A 17,529-nucleotide genomic window follows, 5' to 3' on the forward strand; every position below is an offset into this window, starting at 1 on the left:
GTAATTTTCATAATTGAAAGGCCTTGCGCGGGCCGGGACAATGGCTTCATATCCGACATCAGGAAGCCAGACTGTAATGACGATCCATCTCATCCAGGGCGCCCCGGCCCCGTTGGCCGGCGAGCGCGCATTCATGCTCGAAAATGCGGCCGGCATGACCGTGACGATCGGCGAGCGGGGTGCGCAGCCGCGCGCCTGGCACGCGCCGGACCGCTACGGCCGCATGGCCGACATGCTGCGGGCCGGCCCCGCCGCGGCCGCGCCGGCCAAGGGCCGTGCCGCGCGCTGGGAGGGGCGCCAGACCGCCACCGGCGTCACGCTGGCGCTGACCTCGGGCGGCGACGGCGCCGGCATGCTGGTTCATTACCGGCTCGACGACGACGGCGCGCTGACGATCGAGTACCAGGCCGTGGCCGGCATGCCGATTCCGCTGGCGGCCCTGGCGCATCCGTCCTTCAACCTCTCCGGCGGCCAGGCCGACGTGGGCGACCACATGGTGCAGATCGACGCCGACTATTTCGAGGAAGCGGGCCCCGGCGGCGTCCCGGCCGGCGTGGCCGCCGTGGGCGGGACGCCGTTCGACTTCCGCCAGCCGGCCGCCATCGGCCCGCGCCTGCGCTGGACCGACACGCAACTCCACCGGGCCGGCGGATTCGACCACTGCTTTTGCGTGCGCAACCACTTCGCCGGCGGGCAGGGCGCCCTGCGTGAAGTGGCCCGCGTGTTCGACCCGGCTTCCGGCCGCCGGCTGCAAATGTACACGACCGAGGCCGCCGTGCGCTTCTGCAGCGGCCCCGTGCCCGCGGGGGCGCAGCGCCTGGACGCCTTCCGTGTCGAAGCCCACGCCAGGCCCGGCCTGATGAGCGCCGCCTGGCCGCGCGTGATGCTCCTGCCCGGGCAGGTCTATCGGCAGACGACGGTGTACCGGTTGTCGTTGCAGGGGTAGCGCTCTGCCTCGACGATCGCGGCTCGTTACGGCAGCGTGATCGTCAAATTCGCCGCCCGCGGCGCCATCTTGACGACATCGGTGTAGCCGTTCATGCGCGCCTCGCTCGTGCGGCCGAGCGACGTGCGCAGGCCCGCGTACCCGAGCACGCAGATCAGGCCGAACACCGAGTACAGCACCCACAGCGGCAGGTCGCTGCGCAGCTTGTGGCGGATCTGGTCCGGGCGCTCCGCATGCGGCGCGAAGCCGCCGCGCCGCCCCTTCATGTGCGCGATCTCGTCGCCCAGGCGCGACGTCAGGTAGTTCAGCTTTTCCGTCCCCTCCAGGATGTAGCGGCCCTGGAAGCCGAGCAGGAGGCACATGTGGAAGACCTCGAGCGCTTCCACGTGGCTGCTGCCGCGCGCGCGCAGCCGCTCCAGGCGCTCGAAGAAGTGTTCGCCGGCCAGCTGGTCGCCGAACAGCTGCAGCTGCAGCGGGCGCCGTTCCCACGCGTCGCGGATCGTGAAGGTCGAGCGCAGGATGATCTCGTCGACGGCCGCGCAGAACGCGTATTTCGCCGCGTCGACGTCGTCCGGCGACGCGTTGTGCTTGCGCGCGTTGCGGCCGAAGTCGTCAAGGAACTGCGTCATCTTGCGCGCGAACGCGGCGTCGTCCTGCGGGCCATTGCCGTTCTTGAGCATGAACAGGGCGTAGAAGCCGTCGTACATCAGGTCAAGCAGGGCCTGCGGCGCGGCGGGCGCGGACGCGGCGGCGCCGGCCGCCATGAGCGAAGGTGCGGTTGCGGTGGTCATGGAAAGTCTCTCGTTTTCAGGATGTCACGGCGACCAGGTCGGGCTTCACGTCGGCCATGCTGCCCGGGACGTAGATCGAGATCGACTGCGCCTGCAGCATGCGTTCGTACATCTGGCCCTTGGCCTCGATGGCGAAGTACACGGCGTCCGGGCGCACGGGCACGGCCGCGGGCACCTGCGGCGCGTGCACGAGGCGCACGCCGGGCATCGCCGACAGCACGAATTTCTCCACGTCGTCCGGCGCGCCGATCTTCAGGCGCAGCGGCACCACGTCCACCAGTTCGCTGGCCGGCGTGTCGCCCGACACGGCCAGATAAAACGTCGTCTTGTCGTCGATCTTCTCGGAATCGAGCATGCCGTGCCAGTACGACGGCTTCACTTCGCGCAGGGCGATGGCGAAGTAGCGCGACGAGATCACGGTGTCGAGCAGTTCGCGGATGATCTGGTGCAGCGTCGCGAACGCGGGGCCGGGATCGGCGTGCTGGTAGGGCGGCAGGTCGGCCAGCGTCCAGCTTTTCGAGAACGTCATCAGGCTGCCGGCCAGCGACAGCAGTTGTTCGTACAGCCGCTCCGGATGCAGCGACGGGTGGTGGAAGTAGTGCGCCAGCGTCGCGCATGCCGTGCTGGCCGTGTGCAGGAGCCAGAACGACGACATGTCGCCCGAGCGGAATTCGATCACGTGCCGGCTCGGCTCGCGGTGGTGGCCGTACAGGGCGCTCACCTTCGCCTGCAGCGCGTCGAGCAGGCGGCGCAGCTGCAGGAACAGCAGCGGCGCGCTCTTGATCGTCAGGCACGGCGGCACGAACGAACCATCCAGTTCGAAGCCGCCGGTGGCCGCGCGGCGCAGGCGCAGCACGGGCACGTGCACATAGGCGTCCAGCGGTTCCGCATCCGAGACGAGGCGCACGGTCTTGCGCAGATAGGTCAGCTGGGCGCTGGCGGCCTGCGTGTACAGGTCCGGCGTGTCGCGGTCGAGCTGGCGGAAGCGGGCGGCGTTGGCCGCGTCCGCGCCGTCCGCGCCATTCGTTCTGTGGCCGCTGAAATTGGCGCCGTAAGGCTTGAAGCCGGGCAGGGCGGCGTGATACGTCACGGCCTGCACGGATTGCGGCAGCTGGCCCAGGTCGATGGCGTCCGGCAGTTCGTCGCCGCCCGGCGCCGAATACAGCTCGCCGTCCGGGAAGCGCAGCGACAGTTCGAGCAGGCGCAGCGTGTCGTTCGCCAGCGCGTCGCGGTCGACCTGCAGCGCGCCTATGCCCCAGGCATACGGGTGCAGCAGGGCCGCCGTGCGGTGCAGGCGCTCCTCGTGGTAGTGGTCCTGCTGCTGGAAATGCTGGGGGCGCAGGAAGAGTCCTTCACCCCATAAGATTTTGCCGCTCATGCGCTCGTCGTCCCTGTGCTGCCGAAGATGAAAATGGCATAACAGTAACATTTATTACGGATATGTAGCGCACGATTAAGACACAAATTTTCTTTGTGACAATTCGTGATATTTCTCCATATAAACATAGGATTCCAGCCGGTTACGGGGCAATTCCCAAGGAAATAGTGAGTTTTAGTGAGTGTTTTACTACTCATCGACACGCGTACGATTGGCAAAAAATTGAGCTTGATCAAGAAAACAATTCTGATACTATAAAAAAAGTTTTACAAAGTTAATCGCGTGACATCATTTCTTTAACAGTTGCGAGGACCCGCATGACCCCAGCATTCCCGTTCGGCCGGATCAGCCGTTTCTTCGGCGCCGCCGCCTGCGCCATCCTGCTTTCGGCCTGCGCCACGACGAAGCCGGAGGTGGCCGAGAAGCCACCCGTCCCGACGATGGAAGAGCTGCTCGCCAAGGCCGCCGACGCCAATACGGCCGGCCGCAAGGAGGACGCGGTGACCCTGTGGAAGGAAGCCGCCGCCGCTTACCCCGCCGACAAGGCACCGTGGTCCAGCATCGCCCAGACCCGCTACGACGCCGGCCAGTACGGCGAGGCCATCGTCAACGCCCAGGAAGTGCTCGTGCGCGATCCGAACGACCGCCTGGCGAACAGCATCATCGCCATCAGCGGCCTGCGGCTGTCGACGCGCGCGCTGGCGGACCTGAGCCGGCAGAACAATTTGTCCGGCTCGATCCGGACCGAATCGCAGGACCTGGCCAAGCTGTTGCGCGAGAGCCTGGGCGAGCAGGTGCTCGTCCCGCCGCCCGTCGCCGCGCCTGCGCCGGCGAAGGCCGTCGCCCGCGGTCGCGCCAGGGCGAGAGTCAGGCAGGCCGCCGCGGGGTCGTCCGGTGCCGACCCGTTCGGCGCGCTGAAATAACAAGTCCGATTCAACCCCAGGGGAATCCCATGTCCAGAAATTCCAGTGTGCAGAAAAAGCTGCAGAAAGTCCGCCCGCCGCGCGTGCAAATGACGTACGACGTCGAGATCGGCGACGCGATCGAGAACAAGGAGCTGCCGATGGTCGTCGGCGTCGTCGGCGATTTCGGCGGCAATTCGGAAGCGCCGCAAAAACGCCTCAAGGAACGCAGCTTCGTCGGCATCGACCGCGACAACTTCGACGAAGTCATGAAGGGCGTCGAGCCGCACGCGGCGTTCCGCGTGCAGAACGAGCTGACGGGCGAGGGCGGCCAGTTCGGCGTCGACCTGACGTTCCGTTCGATGGACGATTTCCGTCCCGAGGCCGTCGTCAACCAGGTCGAGCCGCTGCGCAAGCTGCTCGAGGCGCGCACCAGGCTGGCCGACCTGCGCAACAAGCTGGCCGGGAACGACAAGCTCGAAGACCTGCTCAACGACGTGTTGAACAGCACCGAAACGATGGCCAGCCTCGGCCAGCAGACGACGAAAGAGTGATCATGTCCGCACTCCAAAGCACCGCCCTCGCGGCCGACACCACGCAGCCCGCTCCCGAAGCCGATCTGCTCGACCGGATCGTCGAGCAGAGCAAGGTCGCCAAGTCGAGCGCCGAGCATGCGCGCGCCCGCGACCTGATCGCGGAACTGGTCAACCAGGTCATGGAGGGCACGGTCGTCGTGTCCGACAACCTGGCGGCCACCATCGACGCCCGCGTGGCGGAGCTGGACCGCCTGATCTCGGCGCAGCTGTCGGCCGTGATGCACGCGCCCGAATTCCAGAAACTGGAGTCCAGCTGGACGGGCCTGAACTACCTCGTGAAGAATACCGCCACGAGCCCGAACCTCAAGGTCAAGATGCTCAACGCGACCAAGCGCGAGCTGGTGAAGGACTTCCAGAGCGCCATCGAGTTCGACCAGAGCACCATGTTCCGCAAGGTCTACGAAGAGGAATTCGGCACCTTCGGCGGCGCGCCGTTCGGGGCGCTGCTGGGCGACTTCGAGATCACGCGCCAGCCGGAAGACATGTACTTCGTCGAGCAGATGTCGCACGTGGCCGCGGCCGCGCACGCGCCGTTCATCTCGGCCGCGTCGCCCGAGCTGTTCGGCCTGGAGAGCTATTCCGACCTGGGCAAGCCGCGCGACCTGTCGAAGGTGTTCGACACCGTCGAATACGCGAAGTGGAAATCGTTCCGCGAGTCGGAAGACGCGCGCTACGTCGGCCTGACCCTGCCGCGCTTCCTGGGCCGCCTGCCGTACAACCCGGCCGACGGCGCCACGACCGAAGGCTTCAACTTCGTCGAGGACGTCGACGGCACCGACCATCACAAATACCTGTGGTGTAACGCCGCGTATGCGTTCGGCACCAAGCTGACGGGCGCGTTCGAGGACTACGGCTGGTGCGCGGCGATCCGCGGCGTCGAAGGCGGCGGCCTCGTCGAGAACCTGCCCACGCACACGTTCAAGACGGACGAGGGTGAGATCGCGCTCAAGTGCCCGACCGAGATCGCCATCACCGACCGCCGCGAAAAGGAGCTGTCGGACCTCGGCTTCATCTCGCTCGTGCACTGCAAGAACACGGACTACGCGGCCTTCTTCGGCGCGCAGTCGGCGCAGAAGGCGCGCAAGTACAACAGCGACGCGGCCAACGCGAACGCCGTGCTGTCGGCCCAGTTGCAGTACATCTTCGCCGTGTCGCGCATTGCCCACTACATGAAGGCCATGATGCGCGACAAGATCGGCAGCTTCGCCGCGGCGTCCAACGTCGAGGACTTCCTGAACCGCTGGCTGACCCAGTACGTCCTCCTCGACGACAACGCGAGCCAGGAACAGAAGGCGCAATTCCCGCTGCGCGAGGCGAGCGTGCAGGTGTCGGAAGTGCCGGGCCGTCCCGGCGTGTACCGCGCCGTCTCGTTCCTGCGTCCCCATTTCCAGCTCGACGAGCTGTCGGTGTCGCTCCGCCTGGTCGCCGAGCTCCCGGCATCGGCCAATAGCTGATCAACCCCGTTTTACCCCCCCCGTTATCAAACCGAACTGAAAGGAAGAGAACAACATGGCAATCGACGTCTACCTGCAAATCGACGGCATCAAAGGCGAATCCGCCGACGCCACCCACAAGGACTGGATCGAAGTGAAGAGCGTCCAGTGGGAAGTCCTGCAACCGAAATCGGCGACCGCGTCGACCGGCGGCGGCCACACGGCCGAGCGCACCGAGCACAAGGACATCGTCGTCTCCAAGCTGGCCGACCTGGCCACCCCGATCCTGCTGCAGACCTGCTCGTCCGGCAAGACCATCCCGAAGGCGAAGTTCGAGTTCCTGCGTGCCGACGGCCAGGGCGAGCGCGTGAAGTACTTCGAGATCGAGCTGGAAAATGTCCTGATCAGCAGCGTGGCGCCGGCCGTCGAGCCGGGCAACATCCTGACCGAAGACGTGGCGATCAAGTACTCCAAGGTCAAGTGGAAGTACACCCAGCAGAAGGTCGGCGGCGGCTCGGGCGGTAACACGTCGGGCGGCTGGGACCTGTCGGCCAACAAGATCGCCGCCTGATAGCGGGCCGGCACGATGTCCGCCAAAGGTTTCATGCCCGGGCTGTTCGACCGCCTGATCGAGCGGCCGGGGCACGCCCAGGCGGGCACCGTGCCGCGCGTCTCGCTCGAGGAAATGAAGGATTCGGTGGCGCGCGATCTCGAGGCGCTGCTGAATACCCGCTCCGTGATGCCGGAAGATACCTTCCGGCGCTTTCCCGAATGCGCACGTTCCATCGTCGCGTACGGCCTGCACGATTTCGCGGGCCTGTCGCTGTCGAGCACCGACGACCGCGCGTTCATCTGCAAGAGCCTGGAGGCCGCGATCGCGCGCCACGAACCGCGCCTGCGCAACGTCCAGGCCCGGCTCGAACTGCGCGAGGACGCCGTCAACCGCCTGAACTTCTCGATCACCGCGCTGATGGTCGTGAGCGCGGCGCACGAACCGGTGAACTTCGACGCCGTGCTGCAGCCCTCCAGCCAGCATTACACCATCAGCAAGGCACGCCGGCAGGCAGCCCCGGGAGCCTGAGTTGGACCAGTTATTACCGTATTACGAGCAGGAGCTCGGCTTCCTGCGCCGCCACGCGCGCGAATTCTCCGAGCGCTATCCCAAGATCGCGGGCAAACTGCTGATCGGCGGCGAGGTGTGCGAAGACCCGCACATCGAGCGCATGATCGAATCGTTCGCCCTGCTGAATTCGCGCATCGCCAAGCGCCTGGACGACGATTACCCCGAATTCACCGAGGCGCTGTTCGAAGTGCTGTACCCGCACTACCTGCGCCCGTTCCCGTCCTGTTCGATCGCGCGCATGGACTTCGGCGCGGCCGCCGCGCAGCCCGGCGCCGCCACGGAAATCCCGCGCGGCACGCAGCTCGCCACGCGTCCGGTGCGCGGCGCGCCGTGCACCTTCCGCACCGCGTATCCCGTGACGGTGGCCCCGCTGGCGCTGACGCGCGCCCGCTTCGACGCCATCCTCGACGCGCCGGACGCCGTCCGCCCGCCGACGCAGGCATCGTCGTCCATCGCGATCACGCTGGCCGCCACGGGCGCCGCATCGGTCGCAGGCCTCAAGCTCGCGAGCCTGCGCGTGTTCATCGACGGCGAGCCGTCGTTCTGTGCCGCGCTGCGCGACGCCTTGTTCATGCGCGCCGTCTGCGCCTACGTGGAGGCCGACGGCAACGGCCGCTGGATCCCGCTGTCCGCGCTGCCGCTGCGGCCGGCCGGCTATGGCGAGGACGAGGCGCTGATCGACTTCCCGGCCCGCTCGCACACCGCGTACCGCCTGCTCACCGAATACTTCTGCTTCCCGGAGAAGTTCAACTTCTTCGACGTCGACCTGGCCGCCTTGACGGCCGCGCTGCCGGCGGGAAGCCGCACCGTCACGCTGCACCTGGCGCTGTCCGGCCTGCGCGCCGATTCGAACACGGCGCGCATGCTCGGCACGCTGTCCGCCACCAACCTGCTGCTGGGCTGCACGCCCGTCGTGAACCTGTTCCGCCAGCGCGGCGAACCGATCCGCCTGACCCACACGACGGACAGCTACCCGGTGCTGGCGGACGCCCGCCGCGCCTTCGCGTTCGAGGTGCAGTCCATCGACAGCGTGCGCCTCGTGCGCCAGACGCCGCAGGGCGAATCCATCGTCGAGTTCCGGCCGTTCTACTCGCTGCGCCACGGCCAGGTGCCGGACAAGAGCGGCCATTACTGGATCATGCGGCGCGATCCGCTGCTGGCCGAGAGGAGCCCCGGCTACGAGACGCAGATCTCGGTCGTCGACATCGATTTCGATCCGGCCGACGTCGAGACCGACACGCTCAGCATCGAGCTCACGTGCACCAACCGCGACCTGCCGGCCCTGTTGTCGTACGGCGTGCGCGGCGGCGACCTGTTCCTCGAGGGCGGATCGGCCGTGCAGGCGATCAGCTTCCTGCGCAAGCCCACGCCGTCGTACCGCTTCGAGCGCGGGCGCGGCGCGCACTGGCGCCTGATCTCGCACCTGTCGCTGAACCACCTGTCGCTGTCGGGCGGGGGCATCGCCGCGTTCCGCGAGATGCTGACGCTGTACGACCTGCCGCGGTCGCCGGCGTCGCAGCGCCAGATCGGCGGCGTCCTCGCCGTCGAGCACCGCGCGACGACGGCCTGGCTGGCGGGGAATCCGTTCGCCTGCATGGTGCGCGGCATCGAGGTGCGCCTGACGATCGACGAGGAAGCGTTCGTCGGCAGCGGCGTCGACGCGTTCGCCCACATCGTCGAACGCTTCCTCGGGCTGTACGTGCATGCCAACAGCTTCACGCAACTCGTGATCATTTCGAACAAGACCGGGGGAGAGCTGCTGCGATGCACGCCACGAAGCGGCGATTTGAGCCTGCTGTAATCGAGCGGCTGTTCGCGCAGCCGTACCGCTTCCAGTATTTCCAGGCCGTGCGCATGATCGAGCTGTGGCTGCTGCGCCGCGGCATGCCGGAAGACGGACTGCTGCCGAACTTCCTGCGCTTTTCGAATTCCACCTCGCTCGCCTTCCCGGCCAGCGAGATCGAGTCGCTGCAGCCGGAACCGCGCGCCGTCGCACCCGGCAGCGCCGCGCTGGCCGCCGCGCTGCACGCGCGCGAGCTGCGCTACATCCGCCTGACGCCGACGTTCATGGGCATGCTGGGCTCGAGCGGCGCGCTGCCGGCCCATTACACGGAACGCGTCGCGGCGCAGCAGGTCGCCGAACGGGACGACGGCCCGCGCGCCTTCCTCGACACTTTTTCGAACCGCACGCTGGCGCTGTTCTACGAGGCCTGGCGCAAATACCGCCTGGAGCTGAAATACGGCGGCCGCAAGGACGGCTTCCTGCCGCTGCTGCTGTCCCTCGCCGGCATGGGGCATGCGTCGCTGCGGCGGCGCCTGTCCGATCACGGCGACGGCGTGCTGGACGAATCCGTGGCGTACTTCGCGACGGCCATGCGCCAGCGGCCCGCATCCAGCGTGCAGATCGCGCGTGTGCTGTCCGAGTACTTCGGCCAGGACGTGCGCGCCGAACAGTTCGTCGGCCGCTGGTACGACGTCCCGGCCGCCCAGCAGACCGCGCTCGGCATGGGCAACGCCACCCTGGGCGCGGGCGCCATGGCCGGCATGCGCGTGTGGCAGCGCGACCTGCGCCTGCGGCTCGTGATCGGCCCGCTGGACCTGAAGGCGTACGAAGACTTCCTGCCGGGCGGCAGCGCGGCGCGCGCGCTGGCGAACATGGTCACCATGTTCACCGGCCTGTCGCTCGAATACGAAGTGCGGCTCGTGCTGCGCGCCGCGGACGTGCGCGGCGTCGCGCTGTCGGGCGACCGCAGCGGCGCTCGTCTGGGCTGGGACGGCTTCCTCGTCGACGGCCCGCAAACGGCCGACCGCGCCGACGTGAACTATGAAATCCACGCCGCCTGAACGAGGCGGTTCCACTACTGAGGAGACTCGATGAGCATCAACCTGAAAACCCTGATCGGCAAACTGGACGACACCTGCCGCGCGGCCGCCACGCGGGCGGCCGGCCTGTGCGTGTCGCTCGGCCAGTACGAGGTCGACATCGAGCACCTGTTGCTGGCGCTGCTCGAACAGCCGGCCTGCGACCTGGCCGTCATCGCGCGCCGCTCGAGGGTCTCGATCGAACGGCTCGAGGCCGACCTGCAGGCGGAAGTGGCCGGTTTCAAGAGCGGCAACACGCGCACGCCCGTGTTTTCCGAGCGCCTGCCGAAGCTGTTCGAGCACGCGTGGCTGATCGCGTCCCTCGACCTGCGCGCGGGACGCCAGGCCAGCATCCGCAGCGGCCACCTGCTGCAGGCGCTGCTGAATTCTCCCGAGCTGTCGCAGCTGGCGCACCGCGTGTCGCCGTTGTTCGCGGAATTCGACCTGGACCGCATCAAGCACCACTTCGACGACGTCACGGCCGGCTCCGACGAAGACCCCGCCGTGGCGCCGGTGGCGGCGCAAGGGCAGGACCAGGGCGCTGACCCGCTGGGCGGGCTGCGGCGCGAGAAAGGTTCGAAAACGCCCGCGCTGGACCAGTTCACGACCAATCTTACGCAGCGCGCGCGCGACGGCAACGTGGACCCCGTGATCGGGCGCGATTTCGAAATCCGCCAGCTCGTCGACATCCTCATGCGCCGGCGCCAGAACAACCCGATCCTGACGGGCGAGGCGGGCGTCGGCAAGACGGCCGTCGTCGAGGGCCTCGCGCTGCGCGTGGCGACGGGCGACGTGCCGGAGGTGTTGCGCGGCGTGGAGATCCACGTGCTGGACCTGGGCGTGCTGCAGGCCGGCGCCAGCGTCAAGGGCGAGTTCGAGAACCGCCTCAAGAACACGATCGACGAAGTCAAGAAAAGCCCGCACCCCATCATCCTGTTCATCGACGAGGCGCACACGATGATCGGCGCCGGCGGCCAGGCGGGCCAGAACGATGCCGCCAACCTGCTCAAGCCCGCGCTGGCGCGGGGCGAGCTGCGCACGATCGCGGCCACGACGTGGAGCGAATATAAAAAATATTTCGAGAAGGACCCGGCGCTGGCGCGCCGCTTCCAGGTCGTGAAGGTCGAGGAGCCAAGCGAGGAACTCGCGTGCGCCATGCTGCGCGGGATGGCGCCGCTGATGGAAAAGCACTTCGACGTGCGCATCCACGACGAGGCGATCACGGACGCCGTGCGCCTGTCGCACCGCTACATCAGCGGACGCCAGCTCCCGGACAAAGCCATCGGCGTGCTGGACACCGCGTGCGCCAAGGTCGCGCTGGGCCGCGACGCGGCGCCGGCCCGCATCGAAGACCTCACGCGCAGCCTGGAACGCATCGCCGCCGAACGCGCGGCGCTGGAGCGCGAGCGCGACGCCGGGGAGGGTGCGCACGATGCGCGTCTGGCCGAACTGGCCTCCCTGCGCGGCGCGTTCGAGGACGAGCTGGCGACCCTGCGCGCGCGCTGGGATCGGGAGCGCGACCTCGTGCAGCGCATCCGCGATGCCGCCGACGCCCGCGCGTTGCGTGAGGAACTGCGTTCCCTGCAGGGCGAAACGCCGCTCGTGCCGCTGCAGGTGGACGGCCACGTCGTCGCCGGCATCGTCGCCGGCTGGACCGGCATCCCGCTCGGCAAGATGGTCAAGGACGAGATCCGCACGGTGCTGAACCTGAAGGACTTGCTGGAGCAGCGCGTGCTGGGCCAGCCGCATGCGATCGAGGCGGTCGCGCAGCGCGTGCGCACGGCGCGCGCGAACCTGGACGACCCGAACAAGCCGCAGGGCGTGTTCCTGTTCGTGGGCCCGTCCGGCGTCGGCAAGACCGAGACGGCGCTGGCGCTGGCCGACGTGCTGTACGGCGGCGAACGCAAGCTCGTCACCATCAACATGAGCGAATACCAGGAGGCGCACAGCGTCTCCGGCCTGAAAGGCTCGCCGCCGGGCTATGTGGGCTATGGCGAAGGCGGCGTGCTGACCGAGGCCGTGCGGCGCAATCCGTACAGCGTGGTGCTGCTGGACGAGGTGGAAAAGGCGCACCCGGACGTGCTGGAGCTGTTCTTCCAGGTGTTCGACAAGGGCGTGCTGGACGACGCCGAAGGCCGCGAAGTCGACTTCCGCAACACCATCATCATCCTCACGTCGAACGTGGCGTCCAGCACGCTGATGCAGGCCTGCCTGAACAAGGCGCCCGAGGAACTGCCGGCGCCGGACGAGCTGGAAGCGCTGATCCGGCCGGCGTTGACGAAGCAGTTCAAGCCGGCGTTCCTGGGCCGGTTGAAGGTCGTGCCGTTCTATCCGATCCCGGACGACGTGCTGGCCGGGATCATCGAATTGAAACTGGAGCGCATCGGCCAGCGCGTGGCCGCGAACCACAAGGCGGCGTTCGCGTACGACGAGTCGCTCGTGGACGCCGTGCTGGCCCGCTGCACGGAAGTCGATTCCGGCGCGCGCAACGTCGACAACATCCTCAACGGCACCTTGCTGCCGCAGGTCGCCGAGGCCGTGCTGGCGCGGATGGCGGACGGCGCGGCCATCGGGCGCATCGCGGTGGGGGCGGGCGACAGCGGCGATTTCACCTACGCGATCGACTGAGTTCACCGCCACCGGCACGACCCGCACGACTGTTTGATTGTATTGGATATATATCGGACCAATACCTGTCGACCACGTGCGGGACCGCGCCGAATGGATGAATTGCGGAAGAAAACGTAGACACGGCCGCAACAATGTCCTAGTATTTGATATCGATAACGAAAACAGGCCGGCCAGGCCCGCCGCGGAGCGTCCGCGGCGCGGGACGCGCATCCACCGTGCGTCTTTTTGCGTTGTTTCGCACGTCATGCAGCAAGCATCACAGAGGCCCGGGTATGTCGCCACAGGGCATTTTTTTTACGCGCCAGGGTATTTTATATACAAGAAACAAGCCGGAGCAGAACCGGCACCTTTGCAGTGCAACGAGGAGGAGACAAGATGAGAATATTAGGATTGGACGGTCCGTTCCGGCGGATAGCCCACATCGTCGTCGCGGCGGGCGCCGTCGCGGCACTTGGTACGTTGCCGGTGCGCGTCGCCCGGGCGGCGGACGCGATCCAGACGTTGGCCACGAGTTACCAGCCGACGATCAACGAGACGATCGACGCGAGCGGCTTCAAGCATCCCGGTGTCGGCCTGACCAAGGATGTGCTGGAGAATGTGCGCACCCAGGTGCGCGCGCAACAGGAACCGTGGAACACGTACTTCAACAATATGGTGCTTTCCGGCTCAGCGTCGACCACCCCGTCGATCAAGAACCTCAACGGGGCCGATCCTTCCAAGCCGCGCTACTACGGCTTGAACAGCCAGGGCGTGGAGGGCGGGTTCATCGCCGACGCGCTGACGGCCTATACGCAGGCCATCCTCTATTACATCACGGGCAACGAGACCTACCGCGCCAACGCGATGCGGATCATCCGCCTGTACGAGCAGATGGACCCGAGCCAGTTCGCGTACTACACGGACGCGCACATCCACACCGGCATTCCGCTGCAGCGGATGGTGGGCGCGGCGGAGATCCTGCGCTACACCAGCTACCAGACGTCCGCGCTGGCGTGGACGGATGACGACACGAACCTCTTCTGGAACAACTTCGTCCTGCCGACGATCGACATCGACGACAGCTGCAACTGCCGCTTCATGAACCAGCACCTGTACACGACGATCGGCGCCATGTCGGGGTACATCTTCGCCGGCGACCGGCCCAACTACAACAAGACGGTCGAGTGGTTCACGGTGAACAAGGACGCGGTCGACCAGGGCCAGAACGGCGCCATCAAGGCGCTGTTCCGCATGGTGACCAGGAACGACGACACGGGCGAGGACGTGACGCCCGGCGTGCAGCACGTCGAGATGGGGCGCGACCAGGCGCACGGCGCGGGCGACCTCACGAACGCCGCGATCCTCGCGCGCCTCATGATGGCGCAGGACACGAAGGTCGACCCGGTCGAAGGCACGGCGTCCACGGCGCCGGACGCCGTCGGGCCGTACGAATTCCTGGGCGACCGCATCTTCACGGCGACGGAGCTGTGGAGCAAGTACATGCTGGGCTACGAGATTCCCTGGGTGCCCACCGCGTCGCACACGGACGCCGACGGCAACCCGACCGTCGTGTACCACGGCCTGTCCGGCTACTACCGCGGGCGCATCGGCCAGAACACCTGGGAAACGTTTTACTATTACCAGTACAACCGCGGCGTGAACATGGAACAGGCCGCGCCCAATTTCACGCGCTTCTTCTCCAGCCGCACGGGCTATAACTGGGCCGGCGGCGATGGCGGCGGCGACTTCTGGCTGTTCATCCCCGCTGCCGCGGCGAGCGAGGGCAGCAAGTACCTGGCGAAGGTGCCCACCGGACCGTATCGCGAAGTCGAACTGCACTTCACGCCGCTCGACGCCAATTCCGTCGTCATGACGGACGCGACCGCGACCTACATCCACACCACGGCGACCGAGGCGGGCAGCAATTTCGTCGTCTTCGGTTATGGCGACGGCACCAGCAGCCTGGCCTTCAAGATCCGCACGAACGGCATCGCCACCATGGAGACCCTCGGGACGACGATCCAGCTGCCGAACACCAACGGCCAATGGATGTATGTGAATCACGCCGGATCGCTGGATGACTTCATGCACGCCACGATCAGGGGCGCCGGCACGACGGTGGACCTCGACCACATCAACGTCAACGGCAGCAGCCTCAGCCTGCCTGCGTTCACCGCCGGGAACGCCGACCAGACCGACTACACGTATGCCGGCGCCGGCCAGGCCGTCACCACCACCTTCGCGGCCACGGATTCGAGCCCGACGGCGACGTTGACCTACCAGATCGACCACCTGCCGCCCGGCGCCACCTTCAACGCCAGCACCGGCGCGTTCTCGTGGTCGCCCACCCAGGCCGGCACCTATACGTTCGTGGTCCAGGCCAGCGACGGCACGACCGTGGCGAGCAAGCGCTTCAGCGTGGTCGTGGGCGCCGACCGCCAGGCGACGGTCGATACCGTCACGGCGACGTATGACGCGACCAGGCCGTACGTCACCTCGACCCTGGCGACGTACCAGGCCGCGTACAACGACATGCGGAGCGTGATCGCGAGCGCGACCGACGACGTGTACTTCCAGAAGCTGGCCACGCTGAGGACGGCCACGGCCGGCCTGCAACTGCTGACGCCGGTAATCTACGACGGCAGCCTGGATTACACCAACATGCTCGTCGCCTCCACCTTCAACACGTCGGTGGCGGCGGCGCTGGACAACAATACCAGCAGCTTCGTGTATTTCGGCTGGGCGCAGAACCTGACCCACACCCTGGACTTCGGGCCCAGCTTCAAGATCGCCGCATCGGCCTTCGGCCTGCAGGTGCGCAACAGCTTCCCCGAGCGTATCGGCGGCACGACGGTGTACGGCTCCAACGACAACATCAACTGGACCCGCCTCACGCCGGGCCTGACCACCGTCACGGAAGACATGCAGACCCTGCCGGTCTCGGACGACCTGCGGAACCAGCGCTTCCGCTTCATCAGGATCGCGATGATCGAGCCGTCGAGCACCATGCTGGAGCTGAGCGAGTTCCACATCTTCGGCACGCGCTACGAGACCGTCAACCAGATCGCATCGGTGGGCTTGAGCTCGGACCAGGCGCTTAAAAGCCGCATCGTCCCCGGGAACACGGTGAAGCTGAAGTTCGTGTCGACCGCGCCGATCAACAACGTCGCCGTCACCATCCAGGGCCAGCCCGCGACGGTGACCACGACGGACAACCTGAACTGGACCGCGACCTGGGTCGCCACCGCCACGGCCGGGTATGGCAAGGTCGGCTTCCTGCTGAACTACAAGACGGCCGCGGGCGTCGACGCCGAACCGACCTTCATGACGACGGACGCCAGCACGCTGACCCTGGCCGACCAGACTGGCCTGATCGACAGCGTCACGACGATTGCCAGCGTGACGGATTCCTACGGCCGCAACGCCGCCGACGCGATTTCGACGGCCAACCTGCTGTTCGACAGTAACATCAACTCGGCCACCGACTACCGTCTCAACGGCAGCGGCGCCGGCAGCTGGGTCGAGTTCGACTTCCGTGGCGGCGGCAGCGTCGTCCTGTCGCGTGTCGAGGTGCTCGCCCGCCAGGACCAGGTCGGCCGCATCAACGGCGTCGTGGTGCAGGGATCGAACGACAACACGAACTGGGTCACGCTCACGAACGCGGCGGGCAATAACGCCGACTGGCAGACGTTGACGGCCAACAGTGCCACGCCGTATCGCTACCTGCGGGTCATCAACGGCAACGCCTGGTACGGCAACATGTCCGAGCTGCGCCTGTACGGTGTCTACAAGTCGTCCGCGCAGATCGCGTCGGCGTCGCTGACGTCCACCCAATCGCTCAGCCCGGCAAGTGTGCCGAACAAGCGTGTCGTCGCCGGCAACTCGGTGACGCTGAAGTTCACGGCCAAGGCGGCCATCGGCAACGTCACGGCCACGATCCAGGGCCAGGCGGCGGCCGTCGCCACGACGGACAACGTCAACTTCACGGCCACCACGACCTTGCCGCAAGGCGTGGCGCCGGGCAAGGTGGCGTTCGCCGTCAACTACACGTTGGCGGACGGTTCGGCGGGCTTTCCGGCCACGGCCACGACGGACGGCAGCGGGGCCTACGTGGTGGATGAATCGGACCTGATCCGCAACGTCTCGACCGTCGCGACCCTGATCGATTCGACCTACAACCGCAGCGCGGCGGCGACCAAGGCGAACGTCGACGCTTTGTTCGACAGCAATATCTTCTCCGCCTCCGACTTCCGCATCGGCACCAACAACAGCGGTACCGGCAGCTACATCATCTTCGACTTCAAGTCCGGCAACCAGGTCAGCCTGGCGAGCGTCGAACTGCTGGCGCGCCAGGACCAGGTCGGCCGCGCGAAATACACGGTGTTCCAGGGTTCCAACGATGGCACGACGTGGGCCGATATCACGGCCACCGCCGGCGCGGTGCAGGACTGGCAGACGCTTGCGATGAAGAGTACCGCACCGTATCGCTACATCCGCATCTACAACTTCTCCAACTGGGTCGGCAACCTGGCCGAAGTGCGCCTGCACGGCGCGCTCAGCGGTCCGGCCGACCTGGGCGCGAGCGTGCACATGACGCAGCAGGGCGCGACCCTGAACCGTGCGACCGGCAAGTATGTCGGCGCCGTCACGATCGCGAACACGAGCGGGGCGACGTTGAGCGGCCCCCTGGCGCTCAAGCTGAACAACCTGGCCAGCGGCCTCGTGCTCGACAACGCGACGGGCACGGATGGCGGCGCGCCGTATGTCAGCCTGGCCGATCCGCTCGCGGCCGGCGCGTCGGTCACCGTGAACCTGACGTTTTCGAATCCCGGCCGCGTCCCGGTCAGCTACACGCCGCAGCTGTTGCGCGCCCAGTTCTAAGGACACT

The 17,529-nt window shown here is 66.9% G+C and carries 12 protein-coding genes; 10 read left to right on the forward strand and 2 right to left on the reverse strand.

Annotation, left to right across the window (positions count from 1 at the left end; genetic code table 11):
- Positions 1–76 precede the first annotated feature (76 nt).
- Complete coding sequence (locus tag ACEN9Q_RS07775) at positions 77–946, forward strand: aldose epimerase family protein (protein ID WP_495627928.1); 870 nt, start codon at positions 77–79, stop codon at positions 944–946.
- Between the two features lie 26 nt (positions 947–972).
- On the opposite strand, the gene icmH is transcribed toward ACEN9Q_RS07775, so the two are convergent.
- Together icmH and tssK are read right to left on the reverse strand one after the other, a co-directional pair.
- A complete protein-coding gene (gene icmH / locus ACEN9Q_RS07780) occupies positions 973–1,737 on the reverse strand; it encodes a type IVB secretion system protein IcmH/DotU (RefSeq protein ID WP_495627929.1) in 765 nt (254 codons plus the stop codon).
- A 16-nt stretch (positions 1,738–1,753) separates the two neighbouring features.
- On the reverse strand, positions 1,754–3,115 hold the full coding sequence (gene tssK / locus ACEN9Q_RS07785; RefSeq protein WP_495627930.1) for a type VI secretion system baseplate subunit TssK: 1,362 nt from the start codon (positions 3,113–3,115) through the stop codon (positions 1,754–1,756).
- A 317-nt stretch (positions 3,116–3,432) separates the two neighbouring features.
- On the opposite strand from tssK, the gene ACEN9Q_RS07790 reads away from it, so the two are divergent.
- From ACEN9Q_RS07790 to ACEN9Q_RS07830, 9 genes are all read left to right on the forward strand, one after another.
- On the forward strand, positions 3,433–4,038 hold the full coding sequence (locus ACEN9Q_RS07790; protein ID WP_495627931.1) for an outer membrane protein assembly factor BamD: 606 nt from the start codon (positions 3,433–3,435) through the stop codon (positions 4,036–4,038).
- A 29-nt stretch (positions 4,039–4,067) separates the two neighbouring features.
- Positions 4,068–4,571: a type VI secretion system contractile sheath small subunit gene (tssB, locus tag ACEN9Q_RS07795; protein WP_495627932.1), complete on the forward strand. Its 504-nt coding sequence runs from the start codon at positions 4,068–4,070 to the stop codon at positions 4,569–4,571.
- Between the two features lie 2 nt (positions 4,572–4,573).
- Positions 4,574–6,067, forward strand: a complete 1,494-nt coding sequence (gene tssC, locus ACEN9Q_RS07800) for a type VI secretion system contractile sheath large subunit (RefSeq protein WP_495627933.1) — start codon at positions 4,574–4,576, stop codon at positions 6,065–6,067.
- Between the two features lie 55 nt (positions 6,068–6,122).
- Positions 6,123–6,617 (forward strand): Hcp family type VI secretion system effector, encoded by a 495-nt coding sequence (locus ACEN9Q_RS07805; RefSeq protein WP_056442839.1) that lies wholly within the window; start codon positions 6,123–6,125, stop codon positions 6,615–6,617.
- A 15-nt stretch (positions 6,618–6,632) separates the two neighbouring features.
- Positions 6,633–7,127, forward strand: coding sequence for a type VI secretion system baseplate subunit TssE (gene tssE, locus ACEN9Q_RS07810; protein ID WP_056442842.1), 495 nt, complete (start codon positions 6,633–6,635; stop codon positions 7,125–7,127).
- Position 7,128: 1 nt separating this feature from the next.
- A complete protein-coding gene (gene tssF / locus ACEN9Q_RS07815; protein ID WP_495627934.1) occupies positions 7,129–8,970 on the forward strand; it encodes a type VI secretion system baseplate subunit TssF in 1,842 nt (613 codons plus the stop codon).
- Positions 8,934–10,013 (forward strand): type VI secretion system baseplate subunit TssG, encoded by a 1,080-nt coding sequence (tssG, locus tag ACEN9Q_RS07820; RefSeq protein ID WP_495627935.1) that lies wholly within the window; start codon positions 8,934–8,936, stop codon positions 10,011–10,013. Before tssF ends, tssG begins: the two co-directional genes overlap by 37 nt.
- A 30-nt stretch (positions 10,014–10,043) precedes the next feature.
- Positions 10,044–12,659 (forward strand): type VI secretion system ATPase TssH, encoded by a 2,616-nt coding sequence (gene tssH, locus ACEN9Q_RS07825; protein ID WP_495627936.1) that lies wholly within the window; start codon positions 10,044–10,046, stop codon positions 12,657–12,659.
- Positions 12,660–13,037: 378 nt separating this feature from the next.
- Complete coding sequence (locus ACEN9Q_RS07830; RefSeq protein WP_495627937.1) at positions 13,038–17,522, forward strand: discoidin domain-containing protein; 4,485 nt, start codon at positions 13,038–13,040, stop codon at positions 17,520–17,522.
- The last annotated feature ends 7 nt before the right edge of the window (positions 17,523–17,529 follow it).

The organism is Massilia sp. Masssp93 (assembly GCF_059491295.1).